Below are 21,869 nucleotides of genomic sequence, written 5' to 3' on the forward strand. Positions count from 1 at the left end.
TTACTCAGGAGTCGGATGAGAATTAAAAAGGGACAACCGGTCAGAGGTTTTTTTTAATGTTTCAGGAAAAAACGTTTCAGGCCGCGACCACTTTGATCCAGTAACGCGTCATCGACTGAATTTTAATCGGCAGCGTCTGAGCCAGAATGGTTAACAACCGGTCGGTGTCATTCAGCAGAAAAGTGCCGCTGACACGCAGGTCGGCGACCGAATCGTCACAGCTCAGATGACCATGACGGTAACGGGCAACCTCAGTCAGCACCTCGGCCAGCCGCCAGTCGCTGACGCTTAACAGTCCGCGGGTCCAGTTGCTGCTGACTGCCGGTTCAATCCGGCTAAAATCGTGCTGGCTAAAGCTTAGCGTTTGTCCGGCCCTGACGATCATCGTCGATTCAGGACGAGCCTGCAGCCGCACTTCTACCGCATGCCGAATCACCGACAGCTGAGTGCTGTCGCCATTTTCGCGCACCACAAATTCGGTGCCCAGCGCGCGCAGCATGCCCTGCGCGGTTTCTACCAGGAATGGACGCGGATGCGTCTGCGTATCAGCGGCGGTAGTAATGCTGACCTCCCCCTGAAGCAGGTGAATAAGTCGTTGCTGCGCGTCGAAACGAATATTCGCTGCACTGGCGGTATTCAGCATCAGCTGCGAACCCTCACTCAGGCGCAGCGTTTTAATCTCACCGGTGGCGGTACGAGTATCGGCGCGTAGCCCCTGTCCGGCTGGCGACTGCCACAATTGCCAGCTGCCGCCGACGCCGAGCAGCAGCAACAGACTTTTCAATACCCGGCGACGGCTAATCTCTGACTGCTGGCGCGCATGATTCAGCGTCTGGTAGCTTAAGCTGGCTGGCATAGCGTGCAGTTTTCCCTGCAATGCCTCTACCCGCTGCCATGCCCAGCGATGATCTTCATGCTGCTGATACCAGTGCTGCCATTTCTGGCTTTGCTGCGCTGAAACCTCTCCGGCGCACAGCGTGGCAAACCATTGCGCCGCCATTTTCAGCGCCAGCCGTTGATGCTCGCTAATTGAAGACGTCATGGCTTTCAGGGATGCTCCAGGCTGAACAGCAGGCAGTGTTCGGTCGCCTTCGCCATGTATTTCTTCACCGAGCTGACGGAAACCTGCAACCGCACGGCAATCACCGGATAGGTCAGCCCTTCCAGTTGCGACAGCAAAAATGCCTGACGCACCTTGGTTCCCAGCCCGTCGAGCATCGCATCGATTTGTTGCAGAGTTTCCAGCAGGCACTGGCGCTGTTCCGGTGACGGTACATGCTCTTCCGGCAGCTGCGCCAGCATATCAATCCAGGCTCGCTCCAGCGCATTGCGGCGAAAGAAATCCACCATCACCCTGCGGGCAACGGTACAGAGAAAGGGTTTCGGCTCGCGGATTTGCTGTACGCTGTCACCAGCAAGAATGCGCATAAAGGTATCCTGCGCCAAATCATCGGCATCAAAACCTGAACCCAATTTGAACTCAAGCCAGTTTTTCAGCCAGCGATGATGCGAGCTGTATAAGCTCTCAAAAGCACGGGACGACGAGGCGGCAGCAAGTGTGGACATAGCAAGTTGGATCACCTGACCAGAGAAGGACAGGCGGATGATAGTTGATAATGGTTATCATTACAATATAGCGTTCAGTTTGCTGACGCGCCAAATGCTGAGCCTAAAACACAGTGATATACTCACGGAAAAAGCGCACAAGGAGAGGTTATGAACGGTCTGACGGTTACAGAAGCACTGGATAAACTGGAAGCGATGTACGATGCCGCGGTCACTGCGCTGCGTGATGCCATTACCACTTACATTGCCGACGGTACGCTGCCAGATGCCGCGCAACGCGCCGCTGGCCTGTTTGTTTACCCACAAATTCGCGTCAGCTGGGAAGGCAGCTCCGCCGATCATCGCTTATCACGCGCCTTTGGTCGCTTTACTCGCCCAGGCTGTTACACCACCAGCATCACCCGCCCGGCGCTGTTTCGTGCTTACCTGCAGGAACAGCTGGAGATGCTGAGCGGCGAATATCCGGTGACTCTTGAAGTGCAGCCATCGCAGCAGGAAATTCCGTTTCCCTATGTGATTGATGGTTCAGGGCTGGTGCTCGATCGCAGCATGAGCGCCGGCATCGCCCGACACTTCCCGACCACTGAACTGTCACAGATTGGCGATGAAAATGCCGATGGCACCTTCCACCCTTCCGATACTTTACCCCTGTCCCATTTTGATGCACTGCGAAGTGATTTCTCCCTTGCGCGCCTCAAACACTATACCGGCACGCCGGTCGAGCACTTTCAGTCCTGGGTGCTGTTTACTAATTATACCCGTTATGTCGATGAGTTTGTGCGCTGGGCCTGTGAACAGATTACCGATCCTGACTCACCGTATCAGGCGCTCTCCTGCGCCGGAAATATTGTCATCACCGCAGAGACCCGCGATCCGCAGCAGAGCATTTCCGATCTGGCATGGAAAAATCATCAGATGCCCGCCTGGCATCTGATTGCCGAACAGGGTCAGGGAATTACGCTGGTCAATATCGGCGTTGGCCCGTCGAATGCCAAGACCATTTGCGACCATCTGGCGGTATTACGACCGCATGCCTGGCTGATGATCGGCCACTGTGGCGGCCTGCGTGAAAGCCAGACCATTGGCGACTATGTGCTGGCGCACGCCTATCTGCGCGACGATCACGTGCTGGATGCGGTACTGCCGCCAGATATTCCGATTCCCAGTATTGCTGAAGTCCAGCGTGCGTTGTTTGACGCGACCAAAATGGTCAGCGCCATGCCGGGCGAAGAGGTAAAACAGTGGTTGCGTACCGGTACGGTGGTCACCACCGACGATCGCAACTGGGAATTGCGCTATTCGGCGTCGGCGCTGCGCTTTAACCTCAGCCGTGCGGTAGCGGTAGATATGGAAAGCGCCACTATTGCAGCGCAGGGTTATCGCTTTCGCGTGCCTTATGGCACGCTGCTGTGCGTTTCAGATAAACCGTTGCACGGTGAAATCAAACTGCCCGGCCAGGCCAACCGATTTTACGAGGGCGCGATCTCGGAACATCTGCAAATCGGTATTTGTGCGATCGATCTGCTGCGTGCCGAAGGCGATCGTCTGCATTCGCGTAAACTGCGAACCTTTAACGAACCACCGTTCCGTTAAGATGTCGGGAGTCGCAGGCGGCTCCCGACAATTTACCCGGCGCAAACTGCCGTCATTACCAGCTGTAGCTTGCCGATGCGACAATACTGCGACCGCTGCCGTAGAAGCAGGCCGAGGTATTACTACAGGATGCGACGTAATGTTTATCGCTGAGGTTATTCACATTCAGCTGTAATGTGGTGCCCTTCAACGCTGGCGAGAGCGCGCCTAACTGATACTTTGCCATCGCGTCATACAGCGTGTAATGCGCCACCTTAAATCCACCTTCGGAGTCACCCGGAGTCGTGCCGGTGTAGCGCACGCCGGTTCCCAGCGTCAGCCCGTTCAACACACCATCCAGGAAACTATAGCTGCCCCAGGCCGACGCCGCATGACGTGGAATTGAAGCAATCGCCTGCCCTTCCTGCTGGCGATTACTGCTCGATTTCGTCACCGCATCGGTATACGTATAAGCTGCCATCAGCGCGATTTCAGGCGTCAGCTGACTGTGCAGCTCGGTTTCAACACCCTGCGATTTCACCTTGCCAATTTGCTCGAAATAACCGATTTCACTGTTGTACTGGCTGATATTTTTCTGCGTGAGATCAAATGCGGTGACGGTCAGCATCGTGTCGTAGCCCTGAGGCTGGAACTTCACACCGACTTCCGTCTGCTCGCCGGTGGTTGGCGCAAACGGATCGCTGCCGGGCGCACCAACCGTCAGGTTAGGTTCAAACGAGGTGCTGTAGCTGATATACGGCGACAGACCATTATCAAACGCATACAACAGTCCGGCACGTCCAGTCAGCTTGCTGTCATTTTGCTGTTGGCTGGAATTATCGGTACGATCCTGGGTACGCACTTCTGACCAGTCATTACGGCCCGACAGCAGCAGATTCCACTGATTCCACTCCAGCTGGTCCTGTAAATAAACACCGAGCTGATCGAGTTTTTTACGGCTGCTGCTGGCAAGGCTAAACTGACTTTCATCAATGCTGATACGTGTGGGCCTGGCCCAGTCAAGATTATATTTATCGCTGCTGTCGCGCCACAACTTACTGTCGATATCACTCCACTTATAGTCCAGACCGGCCAGTAGCGTATGCTTCACCGCGCCGCTATCAAACAGCGCTTTTAACTGGTTATCGATACCCAGTTCTTTTGACTCAATTTTATCATGCTGTGGACGACGACCTATGGTCGTCGGTGCGCCGCTGATTCCGCTGGTGAACACCAGATATCTGTAAGATTCGCTCATGCTGCTAAAACGGAAATTCTGCTGGAATGACAGCGCCTCATTGATGTTATGCTCGAAAATATAACCTATTGAGGTTTGTTCACGCTTTGCCTGATTGAAGCCCGGATCGCTGACATTAAAGTCATAAGGAATATAGCTGCCATTGCCCGGCACCACCGTACCGACATACGGCAGGAAATTGCGATAACCGGCCTTTGGCTCATTGATATAACTGGTCAGCAGCGTGAAGCTGGTATCCTCATTCGGTAACCAGGTCATCGCCGGAGCAATCGCCATCCGCTGCTGTTTGTTATCTTTAACGAACTCATGACGAGTACTGGCGATACCATTCAACCGATAAAACAGCGTGTAGTCATCATTCAGCGCACCACCGAAATCAAACGCCGCTTCAGCCAAATGCTGATTACCACTGCTGAACTGTACTTTGTGAATACTTTCTGCTGTCGGGCGCTTGCTGGTCATGCTGATCAGCCCACCGGGATTAACCTGGCCATACAGCACCGAAGCCGGGCCGTGCACCATCTCTACCCGCTCCAGTAACCAGGGGTCGATCTGCCCGGCAGCGCCCTGCTGACCGGATAATCCGTAGCTCAGTCCATCAAGAAACTTCGGCGCATAGCGAAAGCCACGGCTGATCACTTCATCATTACGATTAGAGTTGCCACGGTAGTTAGTCAGCACGCCGCTGGTATAGCTCAGTGCATCCGCTACCGACGGTGCTGCCTGATCGTCCATCTGCTGTCGCGTAATCACTGAAATTGACTGCGGCGTTTTTCTCAGTGCCGTCGGCACTTTGGTGCCGGAAGCACTCTCTTTCGCCACGATACCGGTTAGCGGTGCAGTCACACTCTCCCCGCTCTCCGCCGTAACGGTCAGGGTGTTTTCGCTGGCTGCCATCGCTTGCGTCAGAGGCATAACCAGCAAGGTTGACGTCAGCAATACTCTGATTGCCGGTTCTTTGACTGGCTGTTTTTTATTGATGTCGGACATGAAGGTGATCCCTGTCAGCACTGCCTGATGAAAATACCCAGTTTTATTGATAACCCCTTGCCATAGAGGGAAAATATCCGCTCAGTTGAGGTCGGCGCCGATGCTATTGCAAATGAAAATAATTCTCAATGACATTTGCATTAGTAGTTCTTAAGATAGAGGTTATCAACGACTTGTCAGGTTTTTTGACGCACGATAACGGAGGAAAAGGTGAGTATTAATCCGAAAAAATCACTGGCCGGGCAGCAGCCCGAGGGCACAGCCGCGGGCTTTTTAACTGCGGCGGATGCCGGCCAGCCGCAGTGGTGGCAAAAATTATCGCAACTGGGCACACCGCTAATTGAACCGGCAGGTAACAATCAAGTAAAAATGAACTATTTCTGGCGCGATCCAGCCGGAACAGAACAGCACTCCGCCATCGTACGGGTCTATATTGATATCAATGGCATAACCGACCATCACAGTCGCGAGCCGCAAAGCTTACAACGGCTGGCCGGAACCGACATCTGGCACGGATCAGCCACGGTTGATGCGCGCTGGCGCGGCAGTTACAGCCTGATACCGATCGTTACCAGCCAACTGCCGCCTGTTTTCAGCCGCGACGATAGTATCGCCAGCCAACAGCAGCGCGAATGGTGGATATCCTTGTTTCCACTGGCGATTGCCGACCCGCTTAATCCGCTGCGCAATCATTTTAACAGCCGTCGCCAGCCGCTCTCTGCCGCACATATGCCCGACGCTCCGCGACAAAGCGGCTGGCTGGCGTGGGATCACAATCGTGAAGCACCGATCGATTCCGATCGCCTGCAGCAATTTAACTGGCTAAGCACGCTGCTCGATAATCAGCGCCGCATCTGGTTGTATACCAGCGGTGATACCTCACAGCCTGCTACGCGACCGCTGGTAATTTTGCTCGACGGGCAAAACTGGGCACAAAATATCCCGCTGTTTTCGGTGCTGGAACAGCAGACTGCCGCAGGCCTGCTGCCCGCGGCCTGCTGGGTATTTATCGATGTGATTGATATGGACCACCGTGAGCAGGAATTGCCCTGTAACCAACAGTTCTGGCAGGCAATCCAGCAGGAGTTGCTGCCGGAGGTCAGGCGGCGGGAGGATTTCAGCGATGACCCACAACGCACGGTCGTAGCCGGTCAAAGCTACGGCGGGCTGGCAGCGATGTATGCGGGTCTGCACTGGCCGCAACGCTTTGGTCGGGTGCTCAGCCAGTCAGGATCGTTCTGGTGGCCGGAAGTGAAATTTATCACCCAACCGGCGCAACGCGGCAGTTACCAGCCTGGCTGGCTGATTGGACAGGTCGCAGAGAATTATGTGGCAGAAGCCCCACTGACCATTTTCCTCGAGTATGGCGACCGCGAAGAGACAATCGGCTTTGTAAATCAGCAGATGCTGCAAGCATTAAGCGCCACCGGACATCGTATTATACAGCGCGAATTTATCGGCGGTCATGACTCACTCTGCTGGCGCGGCGGCCTGCTGGATGGACTCCAGCTGTTGCTGAGCGAAGATCGGGCGAAGTAGCCATCTTTCCCCACCTCCCGGTCAGACGGGCGAAGGGCAGTGAAAACGTCCGCAGGGAATAATCAGCGGCGTATGTGAGACCGGATCGTCGATGATGATGCAGGCCATGCCGAACACTCGCTCCACCAGTTCAGCGCTGACGATCTCTGCCGGTTTGCCCTGCGCGACGATCTCGCCGCTGTGCATCACAATTAAGTGGTCAGCATAACGGCAGGCCTGATTCAGATCGTGCAGTACCGCAATCAGCGTCTGGCCTGATTGCTGATTCAGCTCACGAAACAGATCCAGCAGCTCGATTTGATGAGCAATATCCAGCCAGGTGGTGGGTTCATCCAGTAACAGCAGCGGTGTCTGCTGCGCCAGCACCATCGCCACCCAGGCCCGCTGCCGCTGGCCGCCTGACAGCTCATCCACGCTGCGTTCCGCCAACCTTTCCACACTGGTGGCGCGCATTGCCATATTTACCGCCTGCCGATCCGCTTCACTCCACTGCTTTAGCAGGCTCTGATGCGGATAACGACCGCGCGCCACCAGCTCCGCCACGCTAATCCCTTCCGGCACGATGGCATGTTGCGGCAGCAGACCAAGCTGACGCGCCAGCGCTTTGGTCCCCAACTGATGAATATCTTTGCCATCAAGCAGCACCCGGCCTGCCCGTGGCTTCAGCAGACGACAGAGCGCACGCAACAGCGTCGACTTGCCGCAGGCGTTAGGGCCGATAATTACCGTAAACTGATTATCGGGAATAGTGACACTCAGCTCGCTGGCTATCACTTTTTGTTCATACGCCAGCGTCAGTTGCGCGGCCTGCAAACGGCTGTTAGCCAAAGGTTTCATATTTAGCGACGGGCCTCACGAATCAGCAACCAAATCAGATACAGTCCACCAATACTGACGGTCACCGCTCCTGTCGGCAGCTGCACGCCGTCGAAGCTGTGTTGTGCCGTCAGGTCGGCAGCCAAAAGTAACAGTGCGCCAGTAGTAGCAGCGGTAAACAGCGGTATCGAACTGGCGCGCGTCAGGCGACGGGCAATTTGCGGCGCGGCCAGTGCAATAAAGGAGATCGGCCCGGTGCTGGCGGTTGCTACCGCGGTCAGAATAATGCCAGACAGCATTAGCCACAGGCGGCTGGCTTCGACATTCACTCCCAGTGCACGCGCACTGTCATCGCCCATTTCCATCAGCTGCATCTGCTTACCGATCATCAGCACCGCCAGCAGCGTAACGGGAATGCAAATCAGCGCCGGTTGCGCTTTTGCCCAGGTCATGCCGTTTAACGAACCCGCTCCCCACAGCGCGGCATTCATGGCGCTCTCCAGCGAGCCGGTAACGATCAGCCAGGTGTTAAACGCCGACAGCAGCGCAGCGACCCCGAGACCAACAATAATCAGACGGAATCCAGCGATGCCGTCGCGCCACGCCAGCAGATAAACCAGCGCGGCAGCCGCGATACCGCCTACCAGTGCACCGCTGGCAATTTGATAGTCACTGCCGTTCAGCAGGATAATTGTTACCAGCGCACCGGTATAAGCGCCGGTATTGAAGCCCACCACATCCGGGCTACCGAGCGGATTACGAATTACCGACTGAAAAATCGCTCCACTCACGCCCAGACCTGCGCCCAGCAACAGCGCCATCACAATGCGCGGCGCGCGCCATTGAGTCACCACGGTCACCAAACCGCGTGCGCCCTCCCCGTGCAGCGCCTGCCACACCTGTAGCGGCGACAGATGTAAGCTACCGTAGCACAGCGCAAATCCCGCCAACAGTAACGCCATCGTTAACAGTACGCCGTTGATCAGCAGCACGCGTAACGACATTTTGGTATTGATCAAGCCGCAGGCATTGCCCAACTGCAGTGTTCTGGCTGGCACCCGGTTCTCCTTAATGTTTACGCTGTCGCACCAGCCAAATCAGCACCGGTGCGCCAATAAAGGCAGTGACTATCGATACCCGTAGCTCGCCCGGCACCAGCAGACGACCGACGATATCCGCCAGCAGCAGCAGTATTGGCGCCATCAGCAGTGAAGCAGCCAGCACCCAGCGTTGATCTGAACCAACCCACCAACGGGCCACGTGCGGCACCATCAGGCCGACAAAGCCAATCGGCCCGACCAGCGCGGTGGCAGAACCACACATCAGCATCACTGCCAGTACCGCCAGCAGGCGCACCAGCAGCACCTGCGTACCCAGTGCCGCCGCCATCTCTTCGCCCATACTCAGGCTGTTGTGCGCCCGCGCCGACAGCAGCGCCAGCAGACAGCCGCCGATTATTGCCGGAGCAACAAAAGCCATATTGCTTAATGAACGGATATCCAGCGTTCCGGCTTGCCAGATACGCATCTGATCGAAGGTTTGCGGATTCAGCAGCGCCAGCGAGGAGGTCATACCGGCCAGTACCGCGCTGAGCGCGACGCCGGCTAAGGTCAGCCGCACCGGATTAACGCGCCCGCTAGCGAAAGAACCAATCAGCCAGACGGCAACACTGGCTATCAGCGCCCCGCTCCACGCCAGGCTCAGCCATCCCAGTATGCCGCTGACACCAAACAGACTGATGCCGACCGCAATAGCAAAACCGGCCCCGGCATTGACTCCCAAAATTCCCGGGTCGGCCAGCGGATTGCGGGTTAGCGCCTGTATTATCGCCCCGGCCCCGCCCAGCGCCACACCGGCCAAAATCCCGGCGAGAGTCCGTGGCAGTCGCGACTGCATTACGATCACGCTATTTGCATTGTCCAGCTGGCCACTCAGACTGTGCCAGACATCCAGCGGCGCGATAGTTTTCGCGCCCACCAGTAAGCTCAGCAAGCTAATGACAATAAATAACAGCAGCAGGCCGCCTAAAATCGTCAGCTGACGGCGCGTGTTACGGGTGGACAAAATGTCGCTCGATGCTGTTTAACATATTGCTGGCACTGTAATAATCGAGACGAAACGTATCCGGCCCCATGGCGTATACCCGTTGCTGCTGTATCGCGTCCAGATGCTGCAGGAATGGATTAGCGCTGACTTCTTGTACCGTGTGGTCGTCAGCGGAGAACAACAACAGCGTGTTGCCATTTAGTCCACTGGCCATATTTTCCCCGGACAGCTGGATAATATCGTTACGTTTTCCCATGCTGGTTTGCGGAGTGACGGTGTCGGGCAGCGTGGCAAGGGTAAAGCCTAACTGCGCTAATAATTTTCCCTGCGCAGAAGCAGCGGTCCACAGATTGAGGCCCCGGCCATCCTGGTAGTAAACCAGTGCCGACACCGGCTGCGGCGGCAGAATAATAGCCTGTTTTATTGCCGCAACCCGCTGAGTGAAGCCGTCAATCCGGCGCTGGGCCTCAGCTTCATGACCGGTGCCCTTCCCCAGTAGCTGCGCCAGCTGTTGCCAGCTTTTATCGCCGTAATCAATCACCAGCGTCGGGGCAATAGTTGAGAGCTGATCGTAGAGTTTCAGCGCCGAGTCACCGCCGGTAGCGGCAATCACGATGAGATCCGGCTCTTCAGCAGCCACCGCTTCCGCGTTGGGTTCGGTGATATAGAGAGATTTCAGATGACGCGCTCTGGCTTCCTCACTCCACTGGGTGAAAAAACCCTGCTCATCAGACACCGTGCTGTTACGGCTGGTAGCACCGGAAGCGATAACTGGCGCATCAATTGCCAGCAGCGTACCGGTCAGCGTCACGCTGGTTGAGACAATGCGCTGCGGCGGATGCTCCAGCGTCACCGGCCCTCTGGCAGTATCCAGCATGCGCGGCCAGTCGCTTTGCGCGGCGTCTGACGTCACAGATGGCGAGGAATCCGTCTGGCTGAAATCACAGCCAGACAAAGTAAACAGCAACGGCAAGGCTAACCACCGCGAGATTCTGGATAACGACGTTTTCATTTATTAGCAAAATTTATGTAAATGCGTATCATTATCATACCGATAATCAGCCTCAATGGAAACGTGTTTACCGCCCTCAGCGGTCTGACCGGAAGTTATGCAAGCGAACTAAGCGGACTTTTCGTGCTCTGACTGATAAATAGATTGATAATTACTCTCTCCTTAACCATCCTTAAATCACTCACCCTGAATTCTCTTATCTCGCTGGTACTCACTTGCTCAAGCTGCCCAAAATATTGCTGCACGCGGTTCAACGCACGGCATGGTATCCGAAACGGCACTCTTATCGAGTTCTGTTAAAGCGTGAGATTATCCCGCTGGCGGTACCGATCTTTTTTGAAAATCTCTGCGTATTGCTAATGGGTGTACTCAGTACCTTTCTGGTCAGCCGGCTAGGTAAGGAAGCGATGGCCGCTGTCGGACTGGCCGAAAGTTTCAGCATGGTGATTATCGCGTTTATTGCTGCGGTTGATCTGGGCACTACAGTGGTGGTCGCGTTCAGTCTCGGCAAACGCAATCGCAAACGCGCTCGCGCCGCCACCCGACAATCTTTAGTGCTGATGACGCTGGCTTCGGTGCTGCTGGCGCTGGTTATCGAATTCTCCGGTCAGTCGATTATCAATATTATTGCTGGCCCCGCCGCGCCTGAAGTTAAACAGCTGGCGCTGACCTACCTGCGCATTACCGTCTGGAGTTATCCGGCTGCCGCTATCGCGCTGATTGGCTGTGGCGCACTGCGCGGAGCAGGCAATACTAAAATGCCGATGCTGATCAATGGTGGCATGAATATCCTGAATATTATGATCAGTAGCGTGCTGATCTACGGCTGTTTTTCCTGGTCGGGGCTGGGATTTATCGGCGCCGGGATTGGCCTGACGCTGTCGCGCTATATCGGCGCGGTGGCGGTAATTTATGTGTTGATGACCGGTTTTAATCCGGCGCTAAAAATCACGCTGCGCAGCTACTTTCGCCGTATGGATATACCGATCCTGCGGGAAGTATTGAGCATTGGCCTGCCGGCCAGCATTGAATCAGTGCTGTTTAACGGCGGTAAACTGCTAACCCAGATATTTGTTGCCGGAATGGGCACCAATGTCATCGCCGGTAACTTTATCGCCTTCTCGATAGCCTCGCTGATTAACTTGCCGGGTAACTCGCTGGGTTCCGCCGCGACGATTATTGTCGGTACCCGACTGGGTAAAGACCAAATCGGACAGTCGGAGCGTCAGCTGAAATTTATTTTCTGGTTATCCACCGTTGGCCTGTGCATGCTGGCGCTGCTTTCGGTGCCGCTGGCCGGCGTGCTGGCCTCGTTTTATACCAATGAAGACGATGTTATCGACGTCGTGAAAATGCTGGTATGGCTTAACGCCGCCTTTATGCCGTTCTGGGCGGCCTCCTGGGTGCTTCCTGCCGGGCTTAAGGGCGCACGCGACGCGCGTTTTACCATGTGGGTGTCGATTCTCAGTATGTGGGGATGCAGAATCGTCTGTGGTTATACGCTGGGGATTGTGCTTGGCTTCGGCGTAGTGGGCATCTGGCTCGGAATGTTCCTCGACTGGATTGTACGCGGGCTGTTTTTCTGGTGGCGTATGGTCAGTGGCCGCTGGCTAGGGAAGTACCGCAAAATTCCGGCGCAAAAGTAATGTCTTGCGGCGAAATTAGCGTGCCAGCCAGCGTGACGTCAGTCGTCTGGAGGTATGTAAAACGCGCAGAATACGCACCTCATCACTGACGAGAAGATAAACCAGGATAAACGGAAAGTGAGGGACGACCAGTTTACGCTGATTCTGCGCTTTGCCGGCCACTCCCCCTGCCTGCGGATTATCAATGAGTATTGCCGCCATGCGGGACAGCTTGTCATCAGCCGCGATGGCAACCTGACAACCAGCATGCCTCGAAAGCCAGATGAAAATATCTTCCCTGTCGATTGATGCTCTGCTTTCCCAACGAAGCTGCGTCATAGGTCTCCTTTTAGCGCCTTCGCTTTCAGCGCTTCCATGCGCGTCTTCATTTCGTCATCACTGATAAAGTGAGTGGCATGCTTATCATGATAATCAAACGCTTCTGCAATCGCGTTTTCCAGCCAGCGATCCTGCTCCATGCTTTGCATCTCCTGTTCTTCAGCTGCCAGTTGCTCAACCCGCTGGCGAACCAGTTTAGTCAGGTCGGTGTTTTTACGTTCTGCCGCCTGCATCGCCAGACGCTTGGTGGCCTCATCAATACGAAAATGGATATTTGGCATGCTGGTGTCTCCAACGTGTTGTCATTTGTGTAGTCAGTATGCCAGTCCCGCCCAATACTGTCATCATTCTCTGTGCTGTAAAATCAATCGATGTCAAAATTGCGGCAAATGCCGAAAAAAACCTGCGTCGTCGCGCAGATCAGTATCGATTTATTAATTATTGCAGTTAATATTAACCAACCGACAATCAAAAACAGTCAGATCGATATAGCGATATTGGCTGATTGACAGCCTCAGCGAGTTTTATTAACGTCTGAATCTGTATTTAATTAGAAACAATCCGCATTGTTCGGACGTTTCCCGCATGTCTGTCAGTTTCAGTTAACCGTTCATTATTCACCTATTTATGCATTTATAATAAACATGATTAATCACTTGCCATAAGGAAATGCAAATGACTCATCGTTATCCGATTATTTATATTCGTGGTTTTACCATGAGCGAAGCAGAGAGAAATAAAAGCGTTGCCGATCCGTTCTGTGGCTTTAATTATGGTTCCACCCTGTTTCGCGCAACGGAAAGTAAACAGCAGCGCGCGGATAAATTCTTTTTTGAATCACCGCTGGTCAGGCTGACCACTGAATATCAGTATCAACCGGTTTATCACAATGGTGATGATATTGTTGATGCTGACTGGAAAGGTAAAAGTGATGGAGAGGGTAATATCATTCCGGGAATACCGCCCGCTTCAATTATTATTTATCGCTATTATGATGATGGTTCAACATTTTTTGGCAACGGTGAATCGCGTTCGATTAGTGAATATGCCGCCGGCCTGAATGCCTTAATTCTCAGAGTTAAACAGCTGGTGCTGCAATATCCGTGCGCAGACAGTTCATTAATGCAGGACAGTGATTTCCGCTGCTATCTGGTGGCTCACTCAATGGGCGGGCTGGTAGCACGGGCTTTTCTGCAAAGTACCGAGCAGGATTTTCAACTGGCGCAGCAAGCCGTCGCCAAACTGTTTACCTACGCCACGCCGCATAACGGCATTGATATTCTTGGGATGAATGTTCCCGGCTGGTTAACCGCGGGCCAGGCGGACACCTTTAATCGCGCCAAAATGAGGCAGTACCTCAATCTGCAAACACTCTCACCGCGTTTTGATCAGCGCGTCGATCTGATTCCCGAGTCCGCACTGCCTGCCGAGCGGATTTTTTGTATGGTCGGCACGAATCGCAGCGATTACGAGCCGTTGCAAGGTATGCTGCGCAACTTTGTCGGCCACGGCAGCGACGGGCTGGTATTAATTGATAATGCCTCACTGTGGGGCGTTAACAATGATGGCAGTACAGTTCAGGTGGCAACGGCCTATGCCTTTCGTTCGCACTCCGGCTATTTCGGCATTGTGAATTCTGAAGAGGCCTACCAGAACCTGGTGCGTTTTCTGTTCGGTGATGTGCGGGTTGATGTCTGGGCTGATATTGCCTCGGTGACGTTACCGACTGAAATCGAGCCACAGGCGGCAAAAGTCTCCGGACTGTATCAGTTTGAGTTTCGCGCCGCCCCCAGAGGGAAGCGCTGGTTTCTCACTCGTCGTGCTTCGGTAGAAGACTCTCCGGCCTGCCGCACACATGCACAGTTAACCTCACCGGACCCAACCGACCGGCAGATTTATCTCTCCAGCCTGTTCTTATCAAAACGCGGCAAGGCTGACCCGCTTGCCAGCGAACTTTGCTATTCAATGACCTTCTCGGCCAAAGTGCCCGATTACAAAATTGAGCGCAATTTCTGGTCAGACGGTCATCACGAAGGCGCCGATCTGTTTCGTAATATGGCAATCATTACCCTTACGCCACCCGCGCAACCGGATGGCAACGGCGACTGGACGGTAAATTTTGGCTGGTCAGAGAATCCAACGCAGTATCAGCAGACTTTGCGTTTTCACTCAGCTGAGGATCGTCACGAGCTGTGCCTGCCGTTTGAAAATAGTGCTAAACCGGGTATTCGCGGCGCAATACGTATGACAGTCCGCCCCTGGTCGTAAGCGGCTAAGCGGCTGGCGAGTCGCCAGCCGCGGTCAGTTAAGGCTGATACAGCGGCACCGCTTTACCGGTAATATAGCGACGGCGCAGGCGGGCTGAAACCGCATCCATAATCATTACAATAACCACCAAAATCAGGGTGATAAACATCACCACATCCCAGTTCCATAAGCGCATATTTTCCGCATAGACCAGGCCGATCCCTCCGGCACCGACAAAGCCTAATACTGCCGCCGAACGGGTATTGGACTCAATCTGATACAGGCTGAGTGCCAGTAAAGTGGGAAAAGACTGAGTAAAGATGCCATAGCGATGTTTTTGTAAACTGTTGGCCCCTACCGCATTCAGCCCACGCCCCGGCGAACGCTCTACCGTTTCATGACCTTCCGCGTAGAGTTTGCCCAGCAGGCCAATATCCTGCATCACTATTGCCAGCACGCCAGCCAGCGGCCCCATCCCCACCGCACGCACAAAGATTAGCCCCCAAATCGCCATATCAATGCCGCGCAAAATATCCAGTAAACGCCGCATCGCCAGCGCTATCGGGCGCAATCCACGGCTGCTCATCACGTTGCGCGCGGCTAAAAAGGAGAGCGGCAGCGCCAGTAAAGTGGCGGTTAGGGTACCGGCAAATACGATTGCCAGCGTAATGCCTATTTGAGAGAAGTAGTAAGCGAAAGGCCAACTGGCAAAATTATGCCAGACAAACATGCGCAGAAAGTAGCGGCCTATTTGCTGGCAGCCGTTAACCCACTGCGTCCAGGGGATACCGAACATCTGAAAGAAAAACAGATAAAACAACAGTACCGCGACAGCCAGCAGCAGCAGGCGCTGCAGATAGCGGCGCTGAATACTGAATAACGCCGGATGCTGCTGCTTAATTTGTTGCGCAGTTAACGCATTTTGCAGGATGATCATGCTGCTTTGCCCTCGACAACCCAGCGGCGTAACCGGCCGGAAAAAGTATCCAGCAACGACACCACGATGATAATCAGCAGCAGCGTGATGCTGACCTGGTCGTAACGATCGAGCTTAATATTAGTCATCAATTCCTGGCCGATACCGCCTGCGCCAACCAGACCTAAAATGGTCGACTGACGGAAATTCACCTCCATGCGCATAAAGCTGTAAGAGAGGAAAATCGGCTTCACCTGCGGCCAGTAGGCAAAGCGCATTCGTTGCAGTTTACTCGCGCCACTGGCCGCCAGCCCGCGTACTGGCTTATCCGAGGCGGTTTCTATCGCTTCGTAAAACAGCTTGGTCAGGCTACCGATGGAGTGCAGCGCCAGCGCCAGAAACCCCGGAATAGCGCCAATGCCAAAGGCCATAACAAACATCACTGCCCACGCCAGCTCCGGCATGGTGCGCAGAAAGGCAACCACGGTACGAATCGCCAGCCGCAGCGCCGGTGGGCTTTGGGTATTACCGGCGGCGAAAAAGGCCAGCAGCGTCGCCACCATCACCGACAGCAGCGTCGCCGCCAGCGCCAGTTGCAGCGTTTCCCAAATCAGCGGTAGCTGAATAGGCAAACGATACCCCCAGTAAGCCAGTGAACCCTCGGTGCGCCCATCAGCAAACAGCAGCGACCAGTGCAGCACCGGCACCGTTTCCAGCAGATAATCAAAGAAATGCGGCAGTGAAATCCAGACGGTATGCAGATTGAATTCAGCAACTTGACCCGCCGCCAGATACAGCGCCACCAGTAGCAGCGACCACAGCAGCGTATCGCGTTTTTGTCGCCCTTTTATCTGCTGATAATAGCGTTCGAAATCGTTATTCATCACTTTGTACCAGCACCCTTTCTACTTAGTGGCCTGCTGCCGCAGGCCACTGGATTTAGCGGTCGCCCTTGGTCAGTTCACGCTTCATATCGATGATCTGCTGGTAATCCTTCACGCTGGCCGGGCCGATATGCTGCTGGCCGCCCATCGCTTTGATAAAGCAGCTGTGGTTATCGCTATCCAGCTTTTTAATTGCCGCTACCACTTTCTGCTTAAACTCTGGCGGGAGTTTATTGCTGACCAGAATCGGGCCATTGGGGATTAACGGCGATTGCCAGATGATACGAATCTGCTTCATCAGATCCGGATGGTCCATGCGGATCATGCGGGTGAAAGCACCCGACGTGTAACCGCTGTTGTGGTCACCGATCATTGATGCCCAGGTGACTGCGCCAGCAAACTGGCCATTCAGCACGCCAAGCACATCCTGCTCGTGGCCACCGGAGAAAGTAATGCTGGCAAAGGTGTTGTTGTATTTGTTATCAACGTTGCCGCCAAACTGCTGCTTAAAAGCCTGATTGGGAATCAGGAAGCCGGAGGTGGAATCCGGGTCAGCAAATCCAATCGCTTTCCCTTTCAGGTCTTCCAGTTTCTGGTAGGGACTGTCCGCTTTTACCACCATCAGCGAGTGGTAGCCGCGTGATTTATCGGTATCATCTACCGCGATACCCACCACATCTACCGCCTGCGGATCTTTGATATACACCGAAGCGTAGGAGGACGGCGACATGCTTAACACCAGGTCAATTTTACCGCCCAGCAGCCCCTGGATTACCCCAGAGTAATCTGACGAGTTACGCAGCTTAGTATCAACACCCAGCTCTTGATCAAAAAACTGTTTCACACACTGATTGTCACCGATTTGTTGGGTGGCGTTCTGACCGCCCAAAATACCGAGATTTAATTCCTTTGGTGTCCCGGCTGCGACCGCGCCAAAAGTTATTGCTGCGCCGGTCAGAATCATCGCCACGTTAAGCGTTTTTTTCATTGCTGCTGTCGCCCTTAGTTAAGTTGACTTATTTCATCGCCATACAGCGTATGGAGAAGGGATTCGTTAAGCTGCGAAGGATGACCGTCAAATACGATGCGGCCCTGTGCAATGCCGATTGCCCGCGTGCAATACTCGGTTACCAGCTCGACAGAGTGCAGATTGACCATCACGCTGATGCCGTTATCACTCACCTGGCGCAGCACATCCATAATGCGCCGGGTATTTTTCGGATCGAGCGAGGCTACAGGCTCATCGGCGAGTAAGATTTTTGGGTTTTGCATCAGTGCGCGGCAGATGGCCACGCGCTGCATCTGACCGCCTGAGAGATTTTCAGCACGCTGTAGCGCCTGCGGCAGCATATTCAGCCACTGCAACAGGGCGATAGCGCGCGCACGGTCTTCGTCGGGAAAAATTTTGAAGAAGGATTTTAGCGTTGAGATCTGGCTGAGACGTCCCAGCAGCACGTTAGTCAGCACATCAAGGCGCGGCACCAGACAGAAATCCTGAAAAATCATGCCACATTCCGCGCGCCACTGGCGCATCTGGCGGCTGCTCAACCTGGCAATATCCTGCTGCTGGTCATCACGGTAATTTATAATCTGCCCTTCGCTGGCAGGCAGCGTGCCATTCAGCACATGCAGCAGCGTAGATTTTCCAGCACCTGAACGACCAATCACCGCCACCAGTTCTCCGGCGTGCAGGTCGAAATTAATGTTATCCAGTACCCGCTGCTGTGCCGAGTAAGACTTGCTTAATCCGCGTACCGCCAGAACCTTTTGCTGCCGCACTGCCTGCAGTTTAACTTCAGGTTCGGGTGCGGATCTTAATCGTGCCTGTGCCATATGTTTATCCGTTGCCGTTCGGTGAGTTGCACGCTTATTAACGTTATCGGCCATGAATCTCTGATGACAGTGGGATGATAAAACCATGACGCGATGGCGGTTTCAGCCGCCCAGAACCAGTCCGTCATACGCCGCGGCTACTCCGGCAGGTAACGGATGATGTTGCAGCCAGCTATCAACCTGATGACTGAGATGTGTCAGCCAGCTTTGCCGGGGCTTTAGCTGATGATGCAGCTTTAACGCCAGTTGCAGATCGTTGTGATTTTGCGGTGCATCGCACGGGGGATAACTGCAATCCAGTATCAAATGATCGAGGGTTTGTCGTCGGAGAAAAGCATCAGTTTCCGGCGGAATATCAATGGTATCGCACAGCCAGGCCATGGTCGTTTGCTGGTCTTGCAGCAAATAACCCAAGGTGATTTTTGAGTGAATTAACGGCAATGGCGTGACACTCAGCGCACCAAAACTGACGGTTTTGAACGCCGTCAGCGGTGACTGAAACTGTAAAATACCGGGATGTTTAAACAGGTCGTCGCAGCCCAACTCATCCGGCGGGCCATACACCGGAATTGGCGCACCGACGCCCCAGCGCAGTGGAAACAATCCCTGCACATGGTCCATATGGTAATGAGTCAGCAAAATACGGCGGATATCGCCCGCGCCAAATCGCTGGTAAAGATCGCTACCGGCATCAAGCAGAGTGGTTTCTTCGCCGCTGCGAATCATCGCGCTACAAGGGGCGCGGCGATACTGCGGTTGCTGCCTGGCGCGCTGGCAGATCTCACACTGACAACCAAATACCGGCACCTGCTGCGCGCCGCCGGTGCCTAAAAAGGTCAGCTGCATGCTTCCCCCTCCAGCAAGGCGCGGAACCGGCGCAAGGTATCGGACAGCGCACCGTTATTGCTCAGGCTGCAACACTCAGATGGTGGCAGCTGCGCGCGCAATAGTCGTTGTGCGATCTGCTGCTCGCTCTCGCGCCCGCGCTGGCGTAAACGCCCGGCCAGCACCGGCGCAGAAACCTGCAAACAGACTGGAAACAGCTGCTCAGCGTAGCGCTGCCGGGCAGCCAGCAGATGCTGACGCGAGCCGTTAACCACCACCTCAATTCCCTGAGCCAGCCAGAGATCGATCTCAATCCCCAGCGCATAGCGCTGTTGATGCGCTTGCCAGTCGATGGCGAACAATCCTTTTGCCCGCCGCCGCAAAAACTCTGCCTCGCTCAGGGCAATATGATTTTCACCACCGGCATCAGCGGGCCGGGTAATGTACCGGTGAGCCACCAATACCTTTTCCGGTGGCTGCTCGCGCAGTGCATTTAACAGACTGTCTTTGCCGGAACCGGATGCGCCCATTAACCAGATCAGCCGCGCCATCAGTACACTCTCCTGCCCTGTGCCCAGACGTGACGAATATGAGCATGGCCGTGAATGCTGTGTGCCAGCACCAGGTCGGCCCGCTTTCCCTCGGCAATGATCCCGCGATCCTGTAAGCCGAGAGCGTTTGCCGGATTCGCCGTCACCAGCGCTACCGCACGCGACAGATCGTAAGGATTGCCGTCATCCTGCGCCAGACGGAAAGTGGCATCCAGCAAACTGGCGGGATAGTAGTCAGAAGACAGAATATCCAGCAGCCCGGCCTGCGCCAGCTGATGGGCGGCAACATTGCCGGAGTGCGAACCGCCACGCACAATATTCGGTGCACCCATCAGAATCTTTAAGCCCTGCTCACGCGAACGGCGGGCGGCGGCTTCAGTGGTAGGAAATTCGGCAATCACGCTGCCGATAGCCTGTGATTCATCGACGTGTGCTGCAGTCGCGTCGTCATGGCTGGCCAGCGCAATCCCCTGCTGGCGGCAGTGAGCGGCAATCGCCGCGCGATTAGGCTGCGACCAGCGCTGCGCCAATGCGATCTGCTGCTGCTCCCAGGCTGCCATCTCTGCCTGTCCGAGCTGATATTTACCCTGATAATATTCGCGATATTTCTCCAGCGAAACGAACTGGCGCTGCCCAGGTGAGTGATCCATCAGCGAGACCAGTGATAAGCCCGGCGTATGCATTAACTGCTCAAACAGTTGCAGCGTGCTGTCATGGGGGAGTTCGCAGCGCAAATGCAGACGATGCTCGGCGCGATTCAGCCCCTGTTGCTGGCTGTGAGTAATCGCATTGATCATCTTGCTAAGATTATCGAGCCGATGCCCGCCATCGCGTACATCGCCCACGCCAATCGCATCCAGTACCGTGGTAATACCGCTGGCGACCATTAACGCATCGTGACTGCTCATTGCTGAATGCGCTGGCCAGTCGACTTTTGGCCGGGGAGTAAAGAATTTATCAAGATTATCCGTATGCAGCTCCACCAGCCCCGGCAGTAACCAGCCCTGTTCACCGTCGAGCGCCGACGGTAACTGACTGACCGTATCGCTGTAGCTGCGGATCACACCGTCACGCATCTCCAGCGAGCCTTGAACCACCTGCTTTTCCAGCACCAGCCGGACATTATTGATGATCATGCGCGTGCTCTCTCGCTGGCGGTAACATCATATACAGACGATCGGCAACCCGATCGCGGACGGCTTTATCATGAAAAATACCGACAATCGCCGCACCGCGATCGCGCGCTTCCTCAATCAGCTTTACCACCGCCGCACTGTTATTACTGTCGAGTGAAGCGGTCGGTTCATCGAGCAGTAAAATCGGATAATCAGCGATAAACCCGCGTGCGATATTCACCCGCTGCTGCTCGCCGCCGGAGAAGGTCGACGGAGCCAGCGTCCATAAACGCTCCGGCACATTAAGCCGCGTCAGCAGGTGGCGCGCACGCGCCTCACAAATCGCCCGCTCAACGCCGCGCTCCAGTAAAGGCTGCATCACTACTTCAAGAGTCGAGATACGTGGGATCACGCGTAAAAACTGGCTGACCCAGCCAATAGTTTCGCGGCGTACCGCCAGAATTTGACGCGCGGGTGCCGTGACCAGATCGATCCACTGCTGTTGATGGCGCAACCAAATATGGCCACTTTCCGGCTGATAGTTAGCGTATAGCGAGCGCAATAACGTCGATTTTCCACTGCCGGAGTGACCATCCAGTACCACGCATTCACCGGCGTTAACACTGAAACTGGCATCACGTAATACCGGCAGCACCGTACCGTGCTGATTATGTAACACAAAGGTTTTGCAAAGATTTTCGACGCGAAGTTGGGTGTGCATAGTTTATTCCTGTG

The 21,869-nt window shown here is 54.7% G+C and carries 21 protein-coding genes; 4 read left to right on the forward strand and 17 right to left on the reverse strand.

The genetic code is table 11. The features are described from left to right. Nucleotides 1-76 precede the first annotated feature (76 nt). Both fecR and fecI read right to left on the reverse strand, forming a co-directional pair. Nucleotides 77-1,042, reverse strand: coding sequence for a ferric citrate uptake sigma factor regulator FecR (gene fecR / locus RIN69_RS14330; protein WP_313852603.1), 966 nt, complete (start codon nt 1,040-1,042; stop codon nt 77-79). 5 nt (nt 1,043-1,047) lie between these two features. Then, a complete protein-coding gene (gene fecI, locus RIN69_RS14335) occupies nt 1,048-1,566 on the reverse strand; it encodes a ferric citrate uptake sigma factor FecI (RefSeq protein WP_313852604.1) in 519 nt (172 codons plus the stop codon). A 150-nt stretch (nt 1,567-1,716) separates the two neighbouring features. Here fecI and RIN69_RS14340 point away from each other — a divergent pair, with 150 nt between their 5' ends. Next, nucleotides 1,717-3,159 (forward strand): AMP nucleosidase, encoded by a 1,443-nt coding sequence (locus RIN69_RS14340; protein WP_313852605.1) that lies wholly within the window; start codon nt 1,717-1,719, stop codon nt 3,157-3,159. A 55-nt stretch (nt 3,160-3,214) separates the two neighbouring features. Here RIN69_RS14340 and RIN69_RS14345 read toward each other — a convergent pair whose 3' ends face one another. After that, entirely contained in the window at nt 3,215-5,386 is a 2,172-nt protein-coding gene (locus tag RIN69_RS14345) for a TonB-dependent siderophore receptor (protein WP_313852606.1), read from the reverse strand. A gap of 210 nt (nt 5,387-5,596) precedes the next feature. Between RIN69_RS14345 and fes the strand changes: the two genes are divergently transcribed. Next, nucleotides 5,597-6,925, forward strand: coding sequence for an enterochelin esterase (fes, locus tag RIN69_RS14350; protein WP_313852607.1), 1,329 nt, complete (start codon nt 5,597-5,599; stop codon nt 6,923-6,925). A 21-nt stretch (nt 6,926-6,946) separates the two neighbouring features. On the opposite strand, the gene RIN69_RS14355 is transcribed toward fes, so the two are convergent. The 4 genes from RIN69_RS14355 to fepB are packed head-to-tail and all read right to left on the reverse strand — an operon-like array spanning nt 6,947 to nt 10,799. Continuing rightward, a complete protein-coding gene (locus tag RIN69_RS14355; RefSeq protein WP_313852608.1) occupies nt 6,947-7,762 on the reverse strand; it encodes an ABC transporter ATP-binding protein in 816 nt (271 codons plus the stop codon). Nucleotides 7,763-7,764: 2 nt separating this feature from the next. Next, the gene (gene fepG / locus RIN69_RS14360) at nt 7,765-8,799 is read right to left on the reverse strand and encodes an iron-enterobactin ABC transporter permease (RefSeq protein WP_390902382.1); all 1,035 of its coding nucleotides are present in this window, start codon (nt 8,797-8,799) and stop codon (nt 7,765-7,767) included. A 10-nt stretch (nt 8,800-8,809) separates the two neighbouring features. Further along, nucleotides 8,810-9,805 carry a Fe(3+)-siderophore ABC transporter permease gene (gene fepD / locus RIN69_RS14365; RefSeq protein ID WP_313852609.1) on the reverse strand — a complete coding sequence of 332 codons (996 nt, stop codon included), beginning with the start codon at nt 9,803-9,805 and terminating at the stop codon, nt 8,810-8,812. Then, nucleotides 9,792-10,799, reverse strand: a complete 1,008-nt coding sequence (fepB, locus tag RIN69_RS14370) for a Fe2+-enterobactin ABC transporter substrate-binding protein (protein WP_313852610.1) — start codon at nt 10,797-10,799, stop codon at nt 9,792-9,794. Before fepB ends, fepD begins: the two co-directional genes overlap by 14 nt. Before the next feature lie 215 nt (nt 10,800-11,014). Between fepB and RIN69_RS14375 the strand changes: the two genes are divergently transcribed. Beyond that, the gene (locus RIN69_RS14375; RefSeq protein ID WP_313852611.1) at nt 11,015-12,445 is read left to right on the forward strand and encodes an EmmdR/YeeO family multidrug/toxin efflux MATE transporter; all 1,431 of its coding nucleotides are present in this window, start codon (nt 11,015-11,017) and stop codon (nt 12,443-12,445) included. A gap of 15 nt (nt 12,446-12,460) precedes the next feature. Here the strand turns inward: RIN69_RS14375 and RIN69_RS14380 are convergent, their stop codons facing one another. Next, nucleotides 12,461-12,763, reverse strand: coding sequence for a type II toxin-antitoxin system RelE/ParE family toxin (locus RIN69_RS14380; protein ID WP_313852612.1), 303 nt, complete (start codon nt 12,761-12,763; stop codon nt 12,461-12,463). Beyond that, nucleotides 12,760-13,044, reverse strand: a complete 285-nt coding sequence (locus RIN69_RS14385) for a damage-inducible protein J (protein WP_313852613.1) — start codon at nt 13,042-13,044, stop codon at nt 12,760-12,762. The genes RIN69_RS14380 and RIN69_RS14385 overlap by 4 nt, the downstream gene beginning before the upstream one ends. A 394-nt stretch (nt 13,045-13,438) precedes the next feature. On the opposite strand from RIN69_RS14385, the gene RIN69_RS14390 reads away from it, so the two are divergent. Further along, nucleotides 13,439-15,031 (forward strand): PGAP1-like alpha/beta domain-containing protein, encoded by a 1,593-nt coding sequence (locus RIN69_RS14390; protein ID WP_313852614.1) that lies wholly within the window; start codon nt 13,439-13,441, stop codon nt 15,029-15,031. A 37-nt stretch (nt 15,032-15,068) separates the two neighbouring features. Here the strand turns inward: RIN69_RS14390 and phnE (RIN69_RS14395) are convergent, their stop codons facing one another. The 8 genes from phnE (RIN69_RS14395) to phnL all read right to left on the reverse strand — a co-directional run bounded on the left by phnE (RIN69_RS14395) (nt 15,069) and on the right by phnL (nt 21,855). Beyond that, complete coding sequence (phnE, locus tag RIN69_RS14395) at nt 15,069-15,947, reverse strand: phosphonate ABC transporter, permease protein PhnE (protein ID WP_313852615.1); 879 nt, start codon at nt 15,945-15,947, stop codon at nt 15,069-15,071. After that, complete coding sequence (gene phnE / locus RIN69_RS14400) at nt 15,944-16,810, reverse strand: phosphonate ABC transporter, permease protein PhnE (protein ID WP_313852616.1); 867 nt, start codon at nt 16,808-16,810, stop codon at nt 15,944-15,946. Before phnE (RIN69_RS14400) ends, phnE (RIN69_RS14395) begins: the two co-directional genes overlap by 4 nt. A 55-nt stretch (nt 16,811-16,865) precedes the next feature. After that, on the reverse strand, nt 16,866-17,774 hold the full coding sequence (phnD, locus tag RIN69_RS14405) for a phosphonate ABC transporter substrate-binding protein (protein WP_390902545.1): 909 nt from the start codon (nt 17,772-17,774) through the stop codon (nt 16,866-16,868). 38 nt (nt 17,775-17,812) lie between these two features. Further along, on the reverse strand, nt 17,813-18,643 hold the full coding sequence (gene phnC, locus RIN69_RS14410; RefSeq protein ID WP_313852618.1) for a phosphonate ABC transporter ATP-binding protein: 831 nt from the start codon (nt 18,641-18,643) through the stop codon (nt 17,813-17,815). A 102-nt stretch (nt 18,644-18,745) separates the two neighbouring features. After that, nucleotides 18,746-19,489, reverse strand: coding sequence for a phosphonate metabolism protein PhnP (gene phnP, locus RIN69_RS14415; RefSeq protein ID WP_313852619.1), 744 nt, complete (start codon nt 19,487-19,489; stop codon nt 18,746-18,748). After that, nucleotides 19,480-20,019 carry a ribose 1,5-bisphosphokinase gene (gene phnN / locus RIN69_RS14420; RefSeq protein ID WP_313852620.1) on the reverse strand — a complete coding sequence of 180 codons (540 nt, stop codon included), beginning with the start codon at nt 20,017-20,019 and terminating at the stop codon, nt 19,480-19,482. Before phnN ends, phnP begins: the two co-directional genes overlap by 10 nt. Then, on the reverse strand, nt 20,019-21,155 hold the full coding sequence (gene phnM, locus RIN69_RS14425) for an alpha-D-ribose 1-methylphosphonate 5-triphosphate diphosphatase (protein ID WP_313852622.1): 1,137 nt from the start codon (nt 21,153-21,155) through the stop codon (nt 20,019-20,021). Before phnM ends, phnN begins: the two co-directional genes overlap by 1 nt. Beyond that, nucleotides 21,142-21,855, reverse strand: coding sequence for a phosphonate C-P lyase system protein PhnL (gene phnL, locus RIN69_RS14430; protein ID WP_313852624.1), 714 nt, complete (start codon nt 21,853-21,855; stop codon nt 21,142-21,144). Before phnL ends, phnM begins: the two co-directional genes overlap by 14 nt. Nucleotides 21,856-21,869 lie beyond the last annotated feature (14 nt).

It is taken from the genome of Winslowiella toletana (assembly GCF_032164335.1).
GTDB classification, from domain to species: Bacteria; Pseudomonadota; Gammaproteobacteria; order Enterobacterales; family Enterobacteriaceae; genus Erwinia; species Erwinia toletana_A.